The sequence below is a fragment of the Paenibacillus sp. NPDC056579 genome (genome assembly GCF_042793215.1).
Taxonomy (GTDB): Bacteria; Bacillota; Bacilli; order Paenibacillales; family NBRC-103111; genus Paenibacillus_S.
Window position 1 is genome coordinate 544,419 of the sequence record NZ_JBHTVD010000001.1, and the last position, 16,104, is coordinate 560,522.

At 49.7% G+C, this 16,104-nt stretch carries 16 protein-coding genes; 11 read left to right on the plus strand and 5 right to left on the minus strand.

Going from position 1 to position 16,104, the window contains the following annotated elements:
* Nucleotides 1-92: 92 nt before the first annotated feature.
* The 3 genes from ACFQ88_RS02615 to ACFQ88_RS02625 form a co-directional block, all read right to left on the minus strand.
* Complete coding sequence (locus ACFQ88_RS02615; protein WP_379451550.1) at nt 93-1,415, minus strand: ABC transporter substrate-binding protein; 1,323 nt, start codon at nt 1,413-1,415, stop codon at nt 93-95.
* 678 nt (nt 1,416-2,093) lie between these two features.
* Nucleotides 2,094-2,279, minus strand: coding sequence for a hypothetical protein (locus ACFQ88_RS02620; RefSeq protein WP_239634880.1), 186 nt, complete (start codon nt 2,277-2,279; stop codon nt 2,094-2,096).
* Nucleotides 2,272-2,655 (minus strand): YhjD family protein, encoded by a 384-nt coding sequence (locus ACFQ88_RS02625; protein ID WP_239634881.1) that lies wholly within the window; start codon nt 2,653-2,655, stop codon nt 2,272-2,274. Before ACFQ88_RS02625 ends, ACFQ88_RS02620 begins: the two co-directional genes overlap by 8 nt.
* A 287-nt stretch (nt 2,656-2,942) precedes the next feature.
* Between ACFQ88_RS02625 and ACFQ88_RS02630 the strand changes: the two genes are divergently transcribed.
* Both ACFQ88_RS02630 and ACFQ88_RS02635 read left to right on the plus strand, forming a co-directional pair.
* Nucleotides 2,943-4,730, plus strand: coding sequence for an ABC transporter ATP-binding protein (locus tag ACFQ88_RS02630; RefSeq protein WP_239635396.1), 1,788 nt, complete (start codon nt 2,943-2,945; stop codon nt 4,728-4,730).
* Nucleotides 4,731-4,747: 17 nt separating this feature from the next.
* Complete coding sequence (locus ACFQ88_RS02635) at nt 4,748-6,487, plus strand: ABC transporter ATP-binding protein (protein WP_239634882.1); 1,740 nt, start codon at nt 4,748-4,750, stop codon at nt 6,485-6,487.
* A gap of 84 nt (nt 6,488-6,571) precedes the next feature.
* Here the strand turns inward: ACFQ88_RS02635 and ACFQ88_RS02640 are convergent, their stop codons facing one another.
* A complete protein-coding gene (locus ACFQ88_RS02640; protein WP_379451554.1) occupies nt 6,572-7,078 on the minus strand; it encodes a GNAT family N-acetyltransferase in 507 nt (168 codons plus the stop codon).
* 138 nt (nt 7,079-7,216) lie between these two features.
* On the opposite strand from ACFQ88_RS02640, the gene ACFQ88_RS02645 reads away from it, so the two are divergent.
* From ACFQ88_RS02645 to ACFQ88_RS02685, 9 genes are all read left to right on the plus strand, one after another.
* Nucleotides 7,217-8,068: a LysR family transcriptional regulator gene (locus ACFQ88_RS02645; RefSeq protein WP_379451556.1), complete on the plus strand. Its 852-nt coding sequence runs from the start codon at nt 7,217-7,219 to the stop codon at nt 8,066-8,068.
* Between the two features lie 118 nt (nt 8,069-8,186).
* Nucleotides 8,187-8,594, plus strand: coding sequence for a DoxX family protein (locus ACFQ88_RS02650; protein ID WP_239634885.1), 408 nt, complete (start codon nt 8,187-8,189; stop codon nt 8,592-8,594).
* 85 nt (nt 8,595-8,679) lie between these two features.
* Nucleotides 8,680-9,378 (plus strand): NAD-dependent epimerase/dehydratase family protein, encoded by a 699-nt coding sequence (locus ACFQ88_RS02655; protein ID WP_379451558.1) that lies wholly within the window; start codon nt 8,680-8,682, stop codon nt 9,376-9,378.
* Between the two features lie 241 nt (nt 9,379-9,619).
* A complete protein-coding gene (locus tag ACFQ88_RS02660; protein WP_379451560.1) occupies nt 9,620-11,104 on the plus strand; it encodes a M81 family metallopeptidase in 1,485 nt (494 codons plus the stop codon).
* The gene (locus ACFQ88_RS02665) at nt 11,101-12,417 is read left to right on the plus strand and encodes an aspartate aminotransferase family protein (protein WP_379451562.1); all 1,317 of its coding nucleotides are present in this window, start codon (nt 11,101-11,103) and stop codon (nt 12,415-12,417) included. The genes ACFQ88_RS02660 and ACFQ88_RS02665 overlap by 4 nt, the downstream gene beginning before the upstream one ends.
* A gap of 68 nt (nt 12,418-12,485) precedes the next feature.
* Entirely contained in the window at nt 12,486-13,301 is an 816-nt protein-coding gene (locus tag ACFQ88_RS02670) for an SMP-30/gluconolactonase/LRE family protein (protein WP_379453545.1), read from the plus strand.
* A 14-nt stretch (nt 13,302-13,315) separates the two neighbouring features.
* The gene (locus ACFQ88_RS02675; RefSeq protein WP_379451564.1) at nt 13,316-13,702 is read left to right on the plus strand and encodes a RidA family protein; all 387 of its coding nucleotides are present in this window, start codon (nt 13,316-13,318) and stop codon (nt 13,700-13,702) included.
* Between the two features lie 25 nt (nt 13,703-13,727).
* A complete protein-coding gene (locus tag ACFQ88_RS02680) occupies nt 13,728-14,351 on the plus strand; it encodes a carbohydrate-binding family 9-like protein (protein ID WP_239634890.1) in 624 nt (207 codons plus the stop codon).
* Between the two features lie 14 nt (nt 14,352-14,365).
* Nucleotides 14,366-15,166 (plus strand): IclR family transcriptional regulator, encoded by an 801-nt coding sequence (locus ACFQ88_RS02685; RefSeq protein ID WP_239634891.1) that lies wholly within the window; start codon nt 14,366-14,368, stop codon nt 15,164-15,166.
* A gap of 50 nt (nt 15,167-15,216) precedes the next feature.
* Here the strand turns inward: ACFQ88_RS02685 and ACFQ88_RS02690 are convergent, their stop codons facing one another.
* Nucleotides 15,217-16,089: a helix-turn-helix domain-containing protein gene (locus ACFQ88_RS02690; RefSeq protein WP_239634892.1), complete on the minus strand. Its 873-nt coding sequence runs from the start codon at nt 16,087-16,089 to the stop codon at nt 15,217-15,219.
* Nucleotides 16,090-16,104 lie beyond the last annotated feature (15 nt).

A 16,104-nucleotide genomic window follows, 5' to 3' on the forward strand; every position in this document is an offset into this window, starting at 1 on the left:
ATAGGCACTTTTATCGTTGTTAAAAATATACTCTATTACGAAATCGATTTCAAGCTGATACACCAAGCGTACCAGCCTGAAATCGCTTAGCATTACTTGCTGGCGGCCTCCTGCTGCTCAATCGTTTTGTTCACCGATTCGGTCGCTTCGCGCAGCACCGTATTGATATCTTTTTTGCCTTGGATGACGCTCTTCAAGTCCGGCACACGGCTGGCGGCGTTGTCATATTTGGTTACATCCCCGGCGGGGGCGTATTTTTTCGGCCGAAGTGCCATCACGTTTTTACCTTTATAGAGCGGATTCTCTTGACCGAAAGCCTTCATGACTTCCGGATTGCTGGAGATCGGGACAAAGTAGCCTTTCTTGGCATTGTCCTGCTGAAACTCGTCCGAGGTCCAGAAGGTGAGCGCCTGGAAGGCTTGATCCTTATGCTCGGATGTAGTCGTTATATAGAAGTAGGTCGGGTACGCTTGAGGGCCAAGCTCGGGTTTATCTTTGAATACAGGGTAGGGTGCGAGATCCCAATTCATCCCCTCTAGCCGTTCAGCCGGCTCCAGCGCTGTATGGGCCAGGAACATCGCAAAGGTGCGATCTTTGAAAAATTGGTTGCGTTCGTACGGCTCCGACATTTGATTTCCTTGCAGCGAGGCATAAGCAGATGGGCTGTACAGACGAAGGAAGTTGTCGGCGAACGGTTTCCATCTGTCGTCGGAAGTAAATGTGGCCGTTTTCGTTTTCTTGTCCACCAGCGGGATGGACCATTGATTTAACAGCAAATAATGGTTGTAGGAGGTGCCGAATCCAAAGTATTGCGTTCCGTTGTCCTGGCGGGTCAGCTTTTTGTTCAGATCAATGAGATCGTCCCATGTCATGCTGTTGCTAGGATAAGGAATTCCGAACCGGTCGAACAAATCTTTGTTGTAATAAATAGTGGCGGGAGGGACGAGAACAGGGAGTCCGTACAGGCCTCCGTCGGCCATCTGTTTGGCCAAATCGACCATGGAGGGATCGATCTTGGCAAGATCATATTTGAACTTTTTTATGAGCGGTGTAATATCGTATTGCAGTCCGGCATCGAGAAGATTGGCGGGAGTTACGCCTATGGAAGACGCTACGATGTCAATTTGTTGTCCCGCTGTAATAAGCTCAGGAATCGAGGTGCCTTTGGAGCCTCCGACTATGTATTTTACCGTAAGATGAGGATGCTTTTTGGTGAGGGGCTCGCTGAAGGTTTTGGTGAATTTGTCCTGGTCCCAGTCCTGTGGGAACGGATAGTACACGACGAGCTCGGCGGGCTCGGTATTGACAGGGGCTTGAGCCTCGGCTTCGGGATTGTTGGCGGGTGCTGTCCGGCTGCAGCCTGACAAGACAACGGCAAGCAGTGCGGTCAATACTATGAGTTTTTTTGTATACAACGAATACGACCTCCTTTTAAATATGAACCATGGTTAAAAGCTTCGATACGATTCAAAGCAAGGGAAGGATAGTGCTTACAATGGCTGTATGCAAAATGGCAGGGGGTCGTCATCACCTCCATATAGACTGAAATCGATTTCATTTATAGACGCCGATCTCCTGTCGAATAGGTTTCTTAATCAGCTGATAGCCTGAAAATAGCGGAGGTGACGTACCGAGATGCAATCTAAGTTGACCTACAGCTAATGAAATGAGTATAATGTGAAATGTAATCGTTTGCAAGATGGAAATTTTGTTTATAGTGAAATCTTGCTCGCCGGCCCCAAATTTGTCCGGAAAAGTTAAGTAAGCAGGAATTCGGTCGTTTCTATGTATATTAGAAATAGACATAAATAACCCTTTATCAAGGGAGGTTCGGGACGCCATACTGCAGGAAACACTAGCCGGAAACAGCTGGATTGTAGAGGGGGTCCATTATCAAATCCTCTTCGAATGGAATCATGGTTACGATAAGCAAGCGATTCGCACACTTATGGAAATTACCGATAAGTATGAAGAGAAGCGGATTATTGTGAAGCGTAATGAAGAGATTTAGCGCTACGTAGACGAATTTCAAGCGAGGCTGGTGCCGGTGAGTTGAAGTAATTATGCCCGCATCCCCAAGCAGCAGGGGCAGACTATTCCTGCTGCGGATAGGCTGCCTTAAGCGCCTCGACGGATTCATACGACTCCGTTTCAAAGACGAATTTGGCCGGTGCTTTCTCCGTCTTGTTCTTCACAATGTGGCCGTAGTATTTGCCATTCTTGGCGAAGACGAACATCGTTTTATCCGGCTCGTCTCTTAAAATGTACTTTTCAATCATGGACAACAACCTCCGGTTTGATCACTTCGGTGATGTAACGGCTTAGCCGTCGGCCGACCTCCGCTTTCACCGCTTCTTTTCTTATTGTAAATCGCCCGCTCTGCCCGCGCAATAGATACGGATAATGCACGCTGTCGTGATCCCGGGTTTCTACGGAATCGATCACGCAAATGTTAAGCTCTTTAAGCTGCAGCCTGACGGCATTCAAGTCCTCACGCATCCGGTTCATCACGATTTCGGCCGCCGAAGCGTACAAGTTTCTCAGCATTGCGGTGGATGTCTCCATCTCCAGCCGGTTCTTGTTCACAATCGATATGACGATGGGCAGCAGGATGTAGTCGCTGATCAAATTCATTTCTTTCTCGGTTGCGTTCATGGGAATCACCTCAACACTTATTATATGCGAACGCACGTTCTTTATTCAATATGCAAAAAGGAAGCAGATTATAAGGCGATTGAATCTATATGATTTGCACAAACGGAGTGTCTGTGCGCGAGCCCGAAATGCCGAGTTCGGGAACTAGGCGGTTTTCGACATGGCAATTTAATCCATGTATTGAAATAACATCATCCATTTCAACGGCGATCCTTACTGTGATATTCTGATATTTGATGGATAATCTTGCTTACGTAAATACGGAAGGGATGAGCTGCTTGGAACAAGTGCCGAGAGCACGAATGCGAAGAATGGAATTTGAACGGGACCCGGATAAAAACGGAATGTATTATTTTAAAATTTATATGTGGCTCCTGACTTATCTCAAGCCGTACAAATGGCAAATGCTTCTGTTTATTGTGTGCGGATTGTTGATATCGCTTTCACAAATGAGTATTTTCCGGGTACTGCAGCACATCATTGACGATATTGTCATGGCAGGCAACGCTGAGAAATTCAAGCTGATTATAGGCGGTCTGGTGCTGATCCTATTATGTATGTTCGCCGCAATGGCTGCCAACAACCTGCTGTCGCGGCTCATTCGGGAGAAAGCTTCGCGCGATCTCCAATTCGACTGTATCAAGCAGCTGCGCCGGCTCAGCTTCTCGTATTACGAGAGCCACGCGGTAGGAGAGACGCTGTCGCTGCTGAACAGCGATGTGCAGGCGGTGCAGAGCATTTACCAGCGGCATTTTCCAAGTCTCATCAATAATGCGCTGCTGCTGTTCGTTGCTTTAGGCTTCGTGCTGCACATGAATGCGGCGCTTACGCTCGCCACGCTGCCCTGTTTTTTGCTGTATTACTTGGTCGGGCCGTTTCTGACGAAAAAAACGTCCTTTTGGGGCAAAATCGCCAGAGACCGCAGAACGGATTGGAACCGTAAAATCTACGAGAGCATTACCGGCATAACGGAAATGCGGGCGTACCGGAGCGAATCGTGGGACCTCGAACGGTTTCAGCAAAAGCACGAGAGCTACAACGAGAGCCAGAAGATGCAGTTTGTGTACCGCGGACTGCGGGCACTGGCCCGTCAGCTGTCTTCGTTTGCCGGGATGATGGTCATGTTCGTGTACGGAGCGTACTTGAACCGGATAGGCTCGCTGACCGTCGGCGAGTTCGTTGCGTTCACAATGTATTACCAAATGCTGAGCCGTCAATCGTCGCAGCTGGTCTCTATTTTTATGGATCAAAGCTTGCTGCTGCACCAAGGGGAGAAGCTGAAGGATTTCATGGGTCTCGAGCCGGATGTGAAGGAGGCTGCGCAGCCCAAAGTATTGCCGCGCATTCACGGAAATGTCAGCTTCCGCGGTGTCCGGTTCGGCTATAACGACCGGCAGATTTTGACCAACTTTACGCTGGAGATTCAAGCGGGTGAACGAGTTGCTTTTGTCGGCACCAGCGGCAACGGCAAGTCTACATTGTTAAAGCTGATAGACCGGTTTTATGACCCCAACGCGGGAGAAATACGTCTCGACGGCGTACCGCTGAAGGAGATGTCGCTGGATCAGCTGAGGGATGGGATCGGCATTGTGTTTCAGGAGACGTACCTGTTCGGTACGACCATTATGGAAAATATCCGCTTCGGCAATCCCGAAGCTACGGAAGCCGAGGTGCATGAAGCAGCCAAAGCGGCGAACGCGCACGACTTCATTACGGCGCTGCCGAACGGATACGATACCAATGTTGGGGAACGCGGCGTGAAGCTGTCAGGGGGGCAGCGCCAGCGCATCGCAATAGCACGGATGTTCATCAAAAATCCGCGTATCGTCCTGCTGGATGAGGCTACCTCCGCACTCGACAACGTCAGCGAACGCGAGGTGCTGAACGCTCTTGAGCATCTAATGAATGGACGTACGACCATAACGGTTGCCCATCGTCTATCTACCGTTCGCGATTATGACCGGATCGTTGTATTGAAGGACGGAAAGGTGGCGGAGGTCGGCAGCTATGACGAGCTCATTGCAGGCCGCGGCTGGCTGTATGAATTGGAAACGGACCGTATCGCTCACGGATAGAAGGAAGGAATAGGCAGATGGAGACAATCCGATGGATATGGGGCTATGCGGTCAAGGCGCGCTGGGGCATTCTGCTCAGCATGCTGGTGCTGGTCCTCTCGCAGTCCGCGCAAATTATGGCGCAGGGCTCGCAAAAGTTTTTGATCGACGATGTACTCGTCGGCAAGCATTACGACAAGCTGAGCTGGGTGCTGCTGTACTTCACTTTTACCTATACATCCTCTTATGTGCTGACATGGTGGGGCAGATATTTGACAAGAATGAACGGGCTTGTGCTTCATAAACAAATCGGCAGCAGCTTGATGTCTGTCATCCAGCGGACCCCGGTCAGCTCGATTCAAGACAGCAGGACGGCCAAATGGGTGCAGTATTTTACAAGCGACCTGCAGAACGTATCTACATTCGTCGCCGAAGAATTGCCCCGTGGCCTTCAACAGGTTGCGGGTACGGCGCTTCTCATGATCATCATCGGCTGGAACAGCCCGATTGTACTGGCTATTGTTGCTGTGTTCAGCGCATTGTATATCGGAATCGGCCGCTATTACGCCCCGATCATGAGGCAGCAAACAAAGGAAATGCAGGAGAAGCGCGGCGATTTGCTTACCAAAATTGAGGAAGGCATCTCCTCGACGCGGGAAGTTATCGCCTATAACCGGATGACGTGGGAAGAGAAGCTGTTCCGCGGCTCCTTTAATCTTTTCTTCGATAAGGTCATGCAGAACGGCAAGCTGTCGAATACCCAGCTTCTCTTGAGCAACAGCGTCCAATGGATCGGAAGGATGAGCGTGCTCATCTTCGGCGGTTATTCGGTAATCAAAGGAGATGTCTCGATCGGGTTGTTCGTCATCGTATATCAATATTCGAACCAGTTATTTACCAATTTTCAGACAGTATTCGATTTTGTTATGAACATGTCCGGAAAGCTGGCCTTTGTCGACCGCGTCAAAGGGATTTTCGATCAAGAGAAAATGAATGACGGCACCGTGCCGATGCAGTCCAAGATTCGCAGCCTGGAATTCGATGAGGTCACCTTCAGCTATCCGGGAACGGACCGGATCATTCTGGACAAGATGAATTTAGCGTTTCCTTTCGGGGAGAAAATTGCCATTGTCGGTTCCAGCGGAGGCGGCAAATCTACCGTTACCCAGCTTTTGTTAAGGTTCTTCGAGCCTAGCGGCGGTTCGATCCGCGTCAACGGCATTCCGCTCTCCGATATACAAATGGCTGATTGGATGGGCAAAGTGGCCGTCGTATTCCAGGAGCCGTTTATGCTGCCGGATACGGTCCGCAACAATTTGCTGCTTGGGCGGGAAGGGATTACCGAGAGTCAAATGATCGAGGCTTGCCGCGCTGCGCAAATTCACGATTTTATCATGTCGCTGGATCAGGGGTACGATACGATAGTCGGTGAACGCGGTTATACGTTATCCGGCGGCCAGAGGCAGCGGGTAGCCATAGCCAGAGCGGTTATGGGCGACCCGGAAATTCTCATTTTGGACGAAGCGACATCGGCGCTGGATATGGAAACGGAGCAGAAGCTGCAAAAAAATCTCGATGAGCTGCGAGCAGGGAAGACGACGTTAATCATCGCCCACAGGCTGTCGACAATCCGCAACGCCGATCTGATAATGGTCATTCAGTCCGGCAAAGTGGTCGAGCAAGGGACGCATTACGAATTGATGGCCAAAGGAGATGTATACCGCAGGCTTGTATCGACGATGAGCGATGCATATACCGAATCAACGATGGAAGCGTAGCAGGATTGGAGATCCGGACATTCACATGAAGTGGATGACCCGGATTTTTTGCGCTTAGAGGTGCCCAGGTTTATATGAACATTATCATATGATTTTATAATAGATAACCGTTGCATCGAGGCTGCCGTCAGCAGATTGTGCATAACAAGGGATTCGGCCGGCTTGTTCATATCCTAGCGATGTATACAGGCGATTGGAAGGATCCCCCTCTCTTGTATCCAGAACCAGCAGCGACCTGTTCTCCTGCTTGCCCCGCTCCTCAGCGGCCTGCATAAGCAATCGACCGATACCGTTGCGGCGAAACGAAGGGCGGGTCATCAATTTGGCGATTTCGGCCCGATGAGTTCCGTTCGGTTTCGTACACAGATGAAGCTGAACGCTCCCAACGACCCGTTGATTTATCGCTGCGACAAATAGTACGACATCAGGATTTACTACGTGATCCCAGTAATGCTCTGCATCCGCGACTGATAACGGAGGCAGAAACCCGATCGAAGCCCCATCTTGTACCACCTCGATCAGAAGCTCTGTAAGCTCGTTTCTGTGAGGGCTAATGGAATGGATTTGTTTTATTGAGAGATTGTCTGACATTTTTTCATCTCCTCCAGCTGGGTTGTTAATAATCACAATTTTTCCGCTATAGTGAAATCGTATCGAAAAATGTACTATTTGTATAACGAATTTTACAAATGCTAATAATTAATAAATCGAATCATTGAGGTGTGCAAAGTGGATTTATCTCATTTGGAAGCTTATTTGGCCGTGTGCAAGTACCGTAATTTTACAAAAGCCTCGGAGCATTTGCATATTTCCCAATCCGCTGTAACTGCCAGAATTAAAGGGCTGGAGAGTGAGATAGGCAAGGTTTTGCTGCTTCGCGACAACCGGAATGTAAGCTTGACTCCGGCTGGAACAGCGTTTCTTCCATACGCAGAGAGGATGCTGAGGCTGTTTGAAGAAAGCAAAGTGACGTTATCGGAGGAGCTGGAGCACTATATCATTTTGAGCGGACCGGGAGCTGTCTGGCATTTTCGTTATTTGGAGCAAATCCTCTCGTTCCGGAGGAACCGTCCGAAGGTAGCGGTCAAGTTTCTAAGCTATATTGATTCAAGCTATATGATTAGAGATCTTTTGCTGGATGGCCTGGTTCATGTTGCGATTCGCAATGACGCTCCGTCCCACCCGAAAGTCTCGGCACAATGTCTGTTTGAGGATGAATATGTTCTTGTTTCGGCCAAGCCAAGAGGTTCGATCGTCAGCAGGGCCGATTTTTATTCCCCGGAGTATTGTCATATTGAATGGGGGGCGGCGTTCCAGGAATGGTTTGCCCAAATGGTTGGCGCGGGATATGTTCCGCCCTTACAAACGGATCATTCCATGATCCTGCTTACGATGCTCTTAAAGGGGGCGGGGTTCGGGTTTTTACCGCGGTCCGTGGCACAGCCCTACTTGGATAAGGAGGAGCTGGTCGAGCTGCCATGTGAATACAAGGCGCCGGTCACTGCATATTATGCTCACTACTTGACGGAGCAGCGTGATCATATCAGCGTAAAGCTGGGATTGCAATTGTTAGGCGTATAGTAAGATTTCATTTAGATGGACAGCGCACTATTTGCGAAAAAAGCAATCTGAAAGAAATTCGGCTCCTTTGTATGTGTTAAGATGAAATCAACCAAATTCACGAAAAGGTGGCTAATCGATGAAAGCTAACATTTCCAAAGGAACTCTCTGGACGTCACGTATCATGAGCGGAATTGTCATTTTGTTTATGCTGTTTGATAGTATCATGAAGCTGGTCAAACCGGCACCGGTAGTAGAAGGTACGTTGGTACTTGGATTTGCGGAGCATCATATTGCGGTTATTGGAATTTTGGGGCTTATATCGACTATTTTGTATGCGATCCCTCGTACATCGTTCTTAGGAGCTCTGCTGCTAACCGGCTATTTCGGCGGAGTCATTGCTACGCACGTACGTATGGATGCACCGTTGTTTACTCATGTGTTGTTTCCGGTTTATATCGCCATATTGGCTTGGGGCGGCATATGGTTAAGGGACGGAAGAGTGCGCAGCCTCTTTCCTATACAAAGCAGAGAGCTGGACAGATGAAGAAAGTACATAGCTAAGATAAGCAGAGGACTGCTCGGGTAACCGGGCGGTCTTCTTACGGTAAATCCGAAGATGGAGGGCATGTATGGACATTACGCAAGCGAGAAACGGGGACTCAGGCGGCAAGACCAAAGTGATAGTCACCGGAGCTACGGGAATGGTAGGGGAGGGCGTGGTGCATGAATGCTTGATGCATCCGGATATTGAACAAGTGTTAGTTATAAACCGTAAGCCGTGCGGAATCGTCCATGGCAAATTGAGGGAGATTATCCATGCCGATTTTTTCGATTTATCCCCGATCGAATCGCAGCTGGCAGGCCACGATGCCTGTTATTTTTGCCTCGGTGTTTCTTCTGTTGGGATGAAAGAAGAAGAATATTACCGGATGACCTATGAGCTGACCCTGCATGCAGCAGGCATGTTATGCAAGCTGAATCCCGGCATGGTATTTTGTTATGTTTCCGGGAGCGGGACCGACAGCTCGGAGAAGGGGAGAAGCATGTGGGCAAGGGTGAAAGGAAAGACGGAGAACGAGCTGCTGCAGCTGCCGTTCAAAAAAACTTATATGTTCCGGCCGGGTTACATCCATCCGACAAAAGGATTGAAGCATACTCACGGGTATTATTATGCTCTGTCCTGGCTGTATCCGATTGTGAAGCTTCTTGTTCCGCAAGGGGTGATAACGTTAAAAGAGCTAGGGATAGCGATGATTCATACGGTTACTAAAGGGTATGAGAAATCCATTTTATACAGCAAGGATATTAAAATCCTGGCTGAACGATAGTGACCGATCTAGGTGCGGAAAACTCAACAAGTGCTCGCAGCCGGTACGGAACGAAAGGAAGCCGGGCGGCAGCATAGTGAAAAGCGTTCTGACAACAAGTCAGGCGCTTTTTTTTGCCTGGACCACAATAAAAATTTCTAAATGTAAAATTATTTTCTTGATATAAAATATTGACTCGTGCTACACTGTTTCCATAATCTCTCAAACCCAATATATGGAACAAGGCAGGTGACCCGTACTCTTGTCAGCTCAGCTGCGCATTGGTGTAGTAGGCGTCTATCATGAAACGAATACATTCGCACCTGGATTAACGCAATGGGAGGACTTTCTCGATGGTTTCACCGTAGGGAAAGAGGCTTTTCTGGAAGCATTCCGGCATACCCGCACAACCATGGGAGGCGTTATCGAGGCTGCGGATCAACGGAGCGTTCTGCTTGAGCCCGGGATTTATGCGTCGGCAACTCCAAGCGGAATCGTGTCGGCAGAGGCGGCACAGCGCCTGATGGAACAGATAGCAGCCTCTGTAAAGACAGGGCTCGATGGATTGGTTGTCATCCTGCATGGAGCGATGGTATCCGAGCAGCACTCCGATATGGAAGTGGCCTTGCTGGAGACTATCCGTTCTGTTGTCGGCCGGGAAATGCCCGTCGCGGTGACGGTAGATCTGCATGCCAATTTGGGAGCGCAAATGCCCGAATTATGCAACCTGCTGGTAGGATACGATACCTATCCTCATATCGATGCTTATGAACGCGGAATGGAAGCGGTCGATCTGCTGATATGTCACATTCGAGGAGAGATTCATCCGACCATCGCTATCGCACGGCCGAACATGCTGGTTGTTCCGCAAACGATGATCACTACAGAAGGCGTCATGAAGAGGATCATGGAGACGGCCTTTGAGATCGAAAACGATCCTGAAGTGCTCAATGTAACCGTATGCGGCGGGTTTCCGTATAGCGACGTCCCTTGTGCAGGGATGGCCTTTGTTGTGACAACCAATCGGAATGAACAATTGGCAATAAGCTATGCCGATAGTCTGGCTCAGCTTGCATGGTCACTCCGTGATGAATTTGTGACGAAGCAGCTCTCGTTGGAACAGGCGATGAAGGAAGCACTAGATGCCAAGGAAGGGCCTGTCATTCTGGTTGAGGGATCCGATAATGTCGGAGGAGGAGCTCCGGCGGACGGCACGCATATACTGCCCGCGCTGCTGAAGTTCCCCAAACCAAGTCTCATTATGCTTCGGGATCCTGAAGCGGTTGCGGCTGCGGTCCGAGTCGGCGTAGGAGCTAGGATGAAATGCAAGGTCGGCGGGAAAAGCGATCGTCTTCATGGAGAACCCGTTCCTGTCGAGGGAAGGGTACGGCTGCTTTCCGACGGCCGGTACACGCATCGAGGGCCATACATGAAGGGGCAGGCAGCCAATATGGGCACGACAGCTGTCATCGAAGCAGGGGAAGTAACGATCATTTTGACGGAACAGCGAGTTCCGCCTTGGGATATCGGTCATGCGGCGTCCCTCGGATTGGACCCGGCATCCTTTCACATCATTGTAGTAAAATCCGCTATCGCATGGATTAGTGCGTACGGACCGGTCGCCAAACAAGTCATTCCGGTGGATACGCCCGGATGCTGCACCGTCTCGCTCGATCATCTTGTTTATCGAAATTTGCATCTACCGATCCATCCATTCATGTCCTTAGAAAAGGAGCATGCCCAGTGACACGATACGAACAATCTGCAGCAAAATTACAGGAAGCCGAGACTTATTTGGCGGGGGGAGTGGCAAGCAGTCTTCGAGCATCGATGAAGCCGACTCCCCTTTATGTCCAGCAGGCTTATGGAGCTAGACTTCGTGATGTCGATCAGAATGAGTATATCGATTATATGCTGGCCTATGGACCGTTAATCCTAGGGCATGCCCATCCTGCGTTCAATGAACGTATGAACCAAGCTCTGCAGCGGGGGAGCACGTACGGCATGCAGCATGAAGGAGAGATTGAGCTCGCACGGCGGCTTACGGAAGTACTGCCATGTGCGGACCAGGTTGCTTTCAGCGGATCGGGCACGGAAGCGGTGATGCTGGCGCTTCGTCTGGCACGCGCTTATACAGGCAAATCCAAAATCGTCCGATTCAGCGGTCATTATCATGGCTGGTCGGATGCGATTTTCACTTCATTTCCAAGTCCGGATTTTATCGCTTCAGGGGGCTTGGGAGACGACAATACGGACATTGCACCTGGAACCGGAGGTCAAAGCAGGAATAGCTTGCAAGACATCCTTCTCATCCCGTGGAACGATCCCATTGCGCTGGAGGAAACGTTAACGAAGCATCATCATGAAATTGCAGCGGTCATCACCGAGCCAGTGATGTGCAATTCCGGCTGCATTGCGCCGAGGACGGGGTATATGGAGCGAATGAGGGAGCTGACGGCCCGGTTCGGCATTGTGCTGATATGGGATGAAGTCATAACCGGCTTCCGGTTAGGATTAGGCGGCGCTCACGGACGATTCGGCATTACGCCGGATCTGGTGACTATCGGTAAGGCTTTGGGGGGCGGGATTCCATTAAGTGCCGTTGCCGGCAAACAAGACATTATGCGTCTTATTGCAAGTGGTAAGGTTATGCATCTCGGGACTTTAAACGGAAACGGTCTGTCTACGGCCGCTGGTATCGCAGTCATCGAGGAGCTGGCGAAGGGAAATGGGCAGGCATTTGTTCACATGGAGAATACTGCAAGCTTGCTGGCCAAGGAAATGCGCTCGCTCTTCAAACGACAAGGAATCCCGGCGGTTATTAACCAGCTGGGTCCCGTGTTCCACCTCATGTTTATTGATCGGCCGGAAGTCGCGGACTTCGATACGTTCAATCAGCGCGATACCGGTTTGTATGCTCGATTCGCCGAAGAAATGCTGAAAGAGGGAATTCTGGTTCGACCCAACGGGCTTTGGTATGTATCCACGGCTCACGGCGAGGACGAAGTGAAAGAGACGCTCGTTGCCGTGGAGAAGGTTATGAAGCGAATAGGGCAATAACGTTTGACGTGCGGGAAAAGAGGTGAACGAGCTTGTTCTTTGTCAGCAGCAGATTAACGGCTCCTCACATGTTCACAACCGGTATTGAAGGTCCAGCCTGTGATGCAATGGGAAATCTGTATGCCGTGAACTTCTCAACCAAGCATACGATCGGCAAAGTCACACCGGACGGAGAGGGAAGCCTGTTCCTCCAGCTGCCGGAAGGGGCTACCGGGAATGCCATTCGCTTCAGCAGGTCCGGCACTATGTATATAGCCGATTATACGGGTCACCGTATTCTGAAAGCGGATATGACCACGAAGGAAGTATCGGTATTCGTCCATGAACCTACGATGAATCAACCGAATGACCTGGCTGTAACGTGGAAGGAAACCTGGTTTGCAAGCGACCCGAATTGGAAGCAGGGAGACGGGCAGCTGTGGAGAATCGACCGGAATGGCCGGTGTGTGCTGCTTGAAGCCGGGATGGGAACGACGAACGGCATTGAAGTGAGCAGTGACGAGCGGACATTGTATGTGAACGAAACGGTTCAACGGAGGATATGGAAGTACGATTTGTCTGAACGGGATGAAATAAGCAACAAGCGGCTGTTCTACGAGTTTGCCGATTATGGCTTAGACGGGATGCGCTGTGATATGACCGGAAATCTTTACGTCACCAGGTATGGAAAGGGAACGATTGCCGTTCTGTCTCCGGATGGCCTATTGGTCAGGGAGGTTGCCTTGACCGGCAAATTATGCACGAACGTCACATTCGGAGGCGCTGATGGATGCACATGCTATGTTACCGTTGCCGATACGGGAGCGATTGAAAGCTTCCGCACGGATATTCCGGGGCGCTGCTGGGCTTTGTGGAAACAAGATAATGGAAACAAGATAAAATGAAGGAGTGACTCCAGATGCATCAAAGTAAACAACCTGTTGCGACGCAAGAGGCAAGTACAATGCCGTTTTCTTCCGCCATAGCGGCGGGAGGCTTCCTATTCGTTTCCGGTCAAGGAGGGTTGGACCCTGATACCGGCCGGGTGGTGGGTCCGGATTTACAAGCGCAAACAATACAGACGCTGGCTAACATTGAGCGTATTTTGCAAGAGGCGGGCGCTTCGCTGCAGGATATAGTCAAAGTGAACGTATATTTGAAAGAAAGAGCGCTCTACGATGAATTCAATCAGGTGTACAGAACTTATTTCTCTTATCCATTTCCGGCAAGGACAGCCGTATACTGCGATTTAAATTATGATATATTGGTAGAGATTGACGCTATCGCCATTTTACCCAAAGGATAAACAAAACGATAAGGATGATACTGACATGACGACATCAAGCTATACATACCGCTGCGAGCGGGTACAATCAGGACTGGATTCTGCTAATTGGGAGTCATTGCCGAAGGTGGAGCTGGCAGACTCCCCGACAGGAGAACGAGCGGCTCTCCGTACTGTCGTACAGTGCTGCCGGGATAGCATCGCCTTGTATTTTCGATTCGAATGTCAAGACGATTTCGTGATTTCTTCTTATACCGAGAGGGATGAACCGCTTTACGAGCAGGATGTCGTGGAAATTTTCATAGACGAAACGGGAAATGGAACCCGATATATGGAAATCGAGCTCAGTCCGAACAATGTCATATTCGATGCCATCGTGACTAACCATAACTTCACGAAACCAGGCGGACGGTTAGAGGTGGATACTTCGTGGGACATGGAGGGCTTGCAGACTTCGGTGACCCGGGACGATAATGGAGCCTTTCACTATCAGATCGTGATGCCCTTGGATCAATTTGCTTCCGTACCTGCAGAAGGGGATAGCTGGAGGATCAACTTTTACCGGATTGATCAGGAGGTTTCGGGAGTAAGACACTACTCTGCCTGGTCTCCGACTTATAATCCTTCGTTCCATGCAGCCGAAAGGTTCGGTACTTTACTATTTGTATAAAGGAAGGAAAAGGGATGACAACGGACAAAACGAATCCAACGGTCAAATCGGCCGATCGTGTTCTGGACATCTTTGAATTGTTTGCCGAAGCCGATGTCAGGGAGCTAAGCTTAATGGACATTTCCCGTCGATTGGAGCTTCCGACAAGCAGCTTGTTCAAAATACTGCAAAATCTGGTTCACAGAGGCTATTTGGAGAAGGATGAGCATGGCAAAATGTTTCGCCTTGGCTACAAAATTTTTCAGATCGGAGCGAAATATGCCCAGCATACCAACTTGACTGCCGAGTTCCAGTATGTCGCTCAACAAATCGTTGCAGAAGTGAATGAAGCGGTGTATTTGTCGATCCGGAGCGGGCGAAATATATTGTACATTGCGGAGAGACAAAGCACGCACCCGGTACGCTTCGTATCCCACTTAGGGATGCAGCTTCCGCTACATACAACGGCTATGGGGAAGCTGTTCTTAAGCTCATTGAGCGACGAAAAATTGGCAGAGCTGTATCAGGAGGAGGAGGAGCTGGGGCTTCTTACCGATACAACCATTTCCGAGTGGGATGTGCTGAAGAAGCAGCTGGATGAAATTCGTCGAACCGGCGTTTCATTCAGCAACGGGGAAGCGGTTCAAGGCGTTCGCTGCGCAGCTGCTCCCATAGTCAATGCCAATCAAGAAATGATTGCCGCAATGAGCATTTCCATTCCACTAACGCGATGGAAGGAAGAGACTTGGAACCAGATGACGGAGCTGGTTGTTCAAGGCGCGAAGAAGCTGAGCTGGGTTCACTTTTACCAGCCTGATGAATCGATGAGGACGTGAGAGAGCTAAAAGCAGCGGTCCCAGTCTCTCTCCTGACCTTGGCGGACCGTTTAGCTGTCGGTGAATTGCTTTCTAAGCTCAAGCGGAGTAAAGCCATTCATTTCCTTAAACACCTTATCAAAATAATTGACATTACAAAACCCGGTTAAATCTGCAATTTGCGTAATCGACAAGTCTTGCTGGATCAGCAGACGCTTAGCCATATCGACCCTGTATCGATTGATGTAGTTCGTCGGAGTTACACCCGTGACCTTTTTGAAAAAACGCGTGAAATGGAAGGGGCTCATATTCACAAGGGACCCTAGGGTGTCGGTATATATTTTTTCAGCATAGTTGGACTCTATGTAGTCGAGAGCCGGCTTCAAACGCAGATATTGAGCGGAATGCTTGCTTACGTCTTTGGATAGGCACTGTTCTTGCTGAAAGCTTCGTAGAAGAGGAATCATTATCCGGAACAGGGAAGATATAATAAGGTGCTCGCTGCCGATATCTTGATTCGTGTATTCGCTGAATGCGGAAACAAAATGGGCGTGAAGCTCGTTCCAAAGCGGATGTGAGGGCACGAAAGGCTCCAGGATCGGAGCGGAATGAAGGAAACGGGAATATACATGCTGCGTCTCGGATAGGTCGAAAGAGCTTGCCAATAAAGACATGTCGAATATCATGCCGTGGATCGTACTGCTTGTCCCATGCAAGGAGTGCATCGAATGTATTTTGCAGCTGTTAACAAAAATAATGGCCGGTGCGCAGATGACAAACGTTCGGTTGTCAATATGCAGCTGAGCTTCACCATCGACAAGATGAATGAATTCAAGGTGCTCGTGCCAATGCGGTCTGACCAGATGAGAGCAGCTTACGACTTCCGTCATCCTCAATGGGAAGCGCTTACCTTCGAAAGGCTCGATCTTCTTCACAGCATCCATGCAGCCACCCGCCTT

Coding starts and splice junctions, on each gene's coding strand:
- ACFQ88_RS02685 (WP_239634891.1), top strand. CDS start 14,366: ATGACAACGGACAAAACGAATCCAACGGTCAAATCGGCCGATCGTGTT.
- ACFQ88_RS02680 (WP_239634890.1), top strand. CDS start 13,728: ATGACGACATCAAGCTATACATACCGCTGCGAGCGGGTACAATCAGGA.
- ACFQ88_RS02670 (WP_379453545.1), top strand. CDS start 12,486: ATGTTCACAACCGGTATTGAAGGTCCAGCCTGTGATGCAATGGGAAAT.
- ACFQ88_RS02650 (WP_239634885.1), top strand. CDS start 8,187: ATGAAAGCTAACATTTCCAAAGGAACTCTCTGGACGTCACGTATCATG.
- ACFQ88_RS02635 (WP_239634882.1), top strand. CDS start 4,748: ATGGAGACAATCCGATGGATATGGGGCTATGCGGTCAAGGCGCGCTGG.
- ACFQ88_RS02640 (WP_379451554.1), bottom strand. CDS start 7,078: ATGTCAGACAATCTCTCAATAAAACAAATCCATTCCATTAGCCCTCAC.
- ACFQ88_RS02675 (WP_379451564.1), top strand. CDS start 13,316: ATGCATCAAAGTAAACAACCTGTTGCGACGCAAGAGGCAAGTACAATG.
- ACFQ88_RS02690 (WP_239634892.1), bottom strand. CDS start 16,089: ATGGATGCTGTGAAGAAGATCGAGCCTTTCGAAGGTAAGCGCTTCCCA.
- ACFQ88_RS02655 (WP_379451558.1), top strand. CDS start 8,680: ATGGACATTACGCAAGCGAGAAACGGGGACTCAGGCGGCAAGACCAAA.
- ACFQ88_RS02620 (WP_239634880.1), bottom strand. CDS start 2,279: ATGATTGAAAAGTACATTTTAAGAGACGAGCCGGATAAAACGATGTTC.
- ACFQ88_RS02625 (WP_239634881.1), bottom strand. CDS start 2,655: ATGAACGCAACCGAGAAAGAAATGAATTTGATCAGCGACTACATCCTG.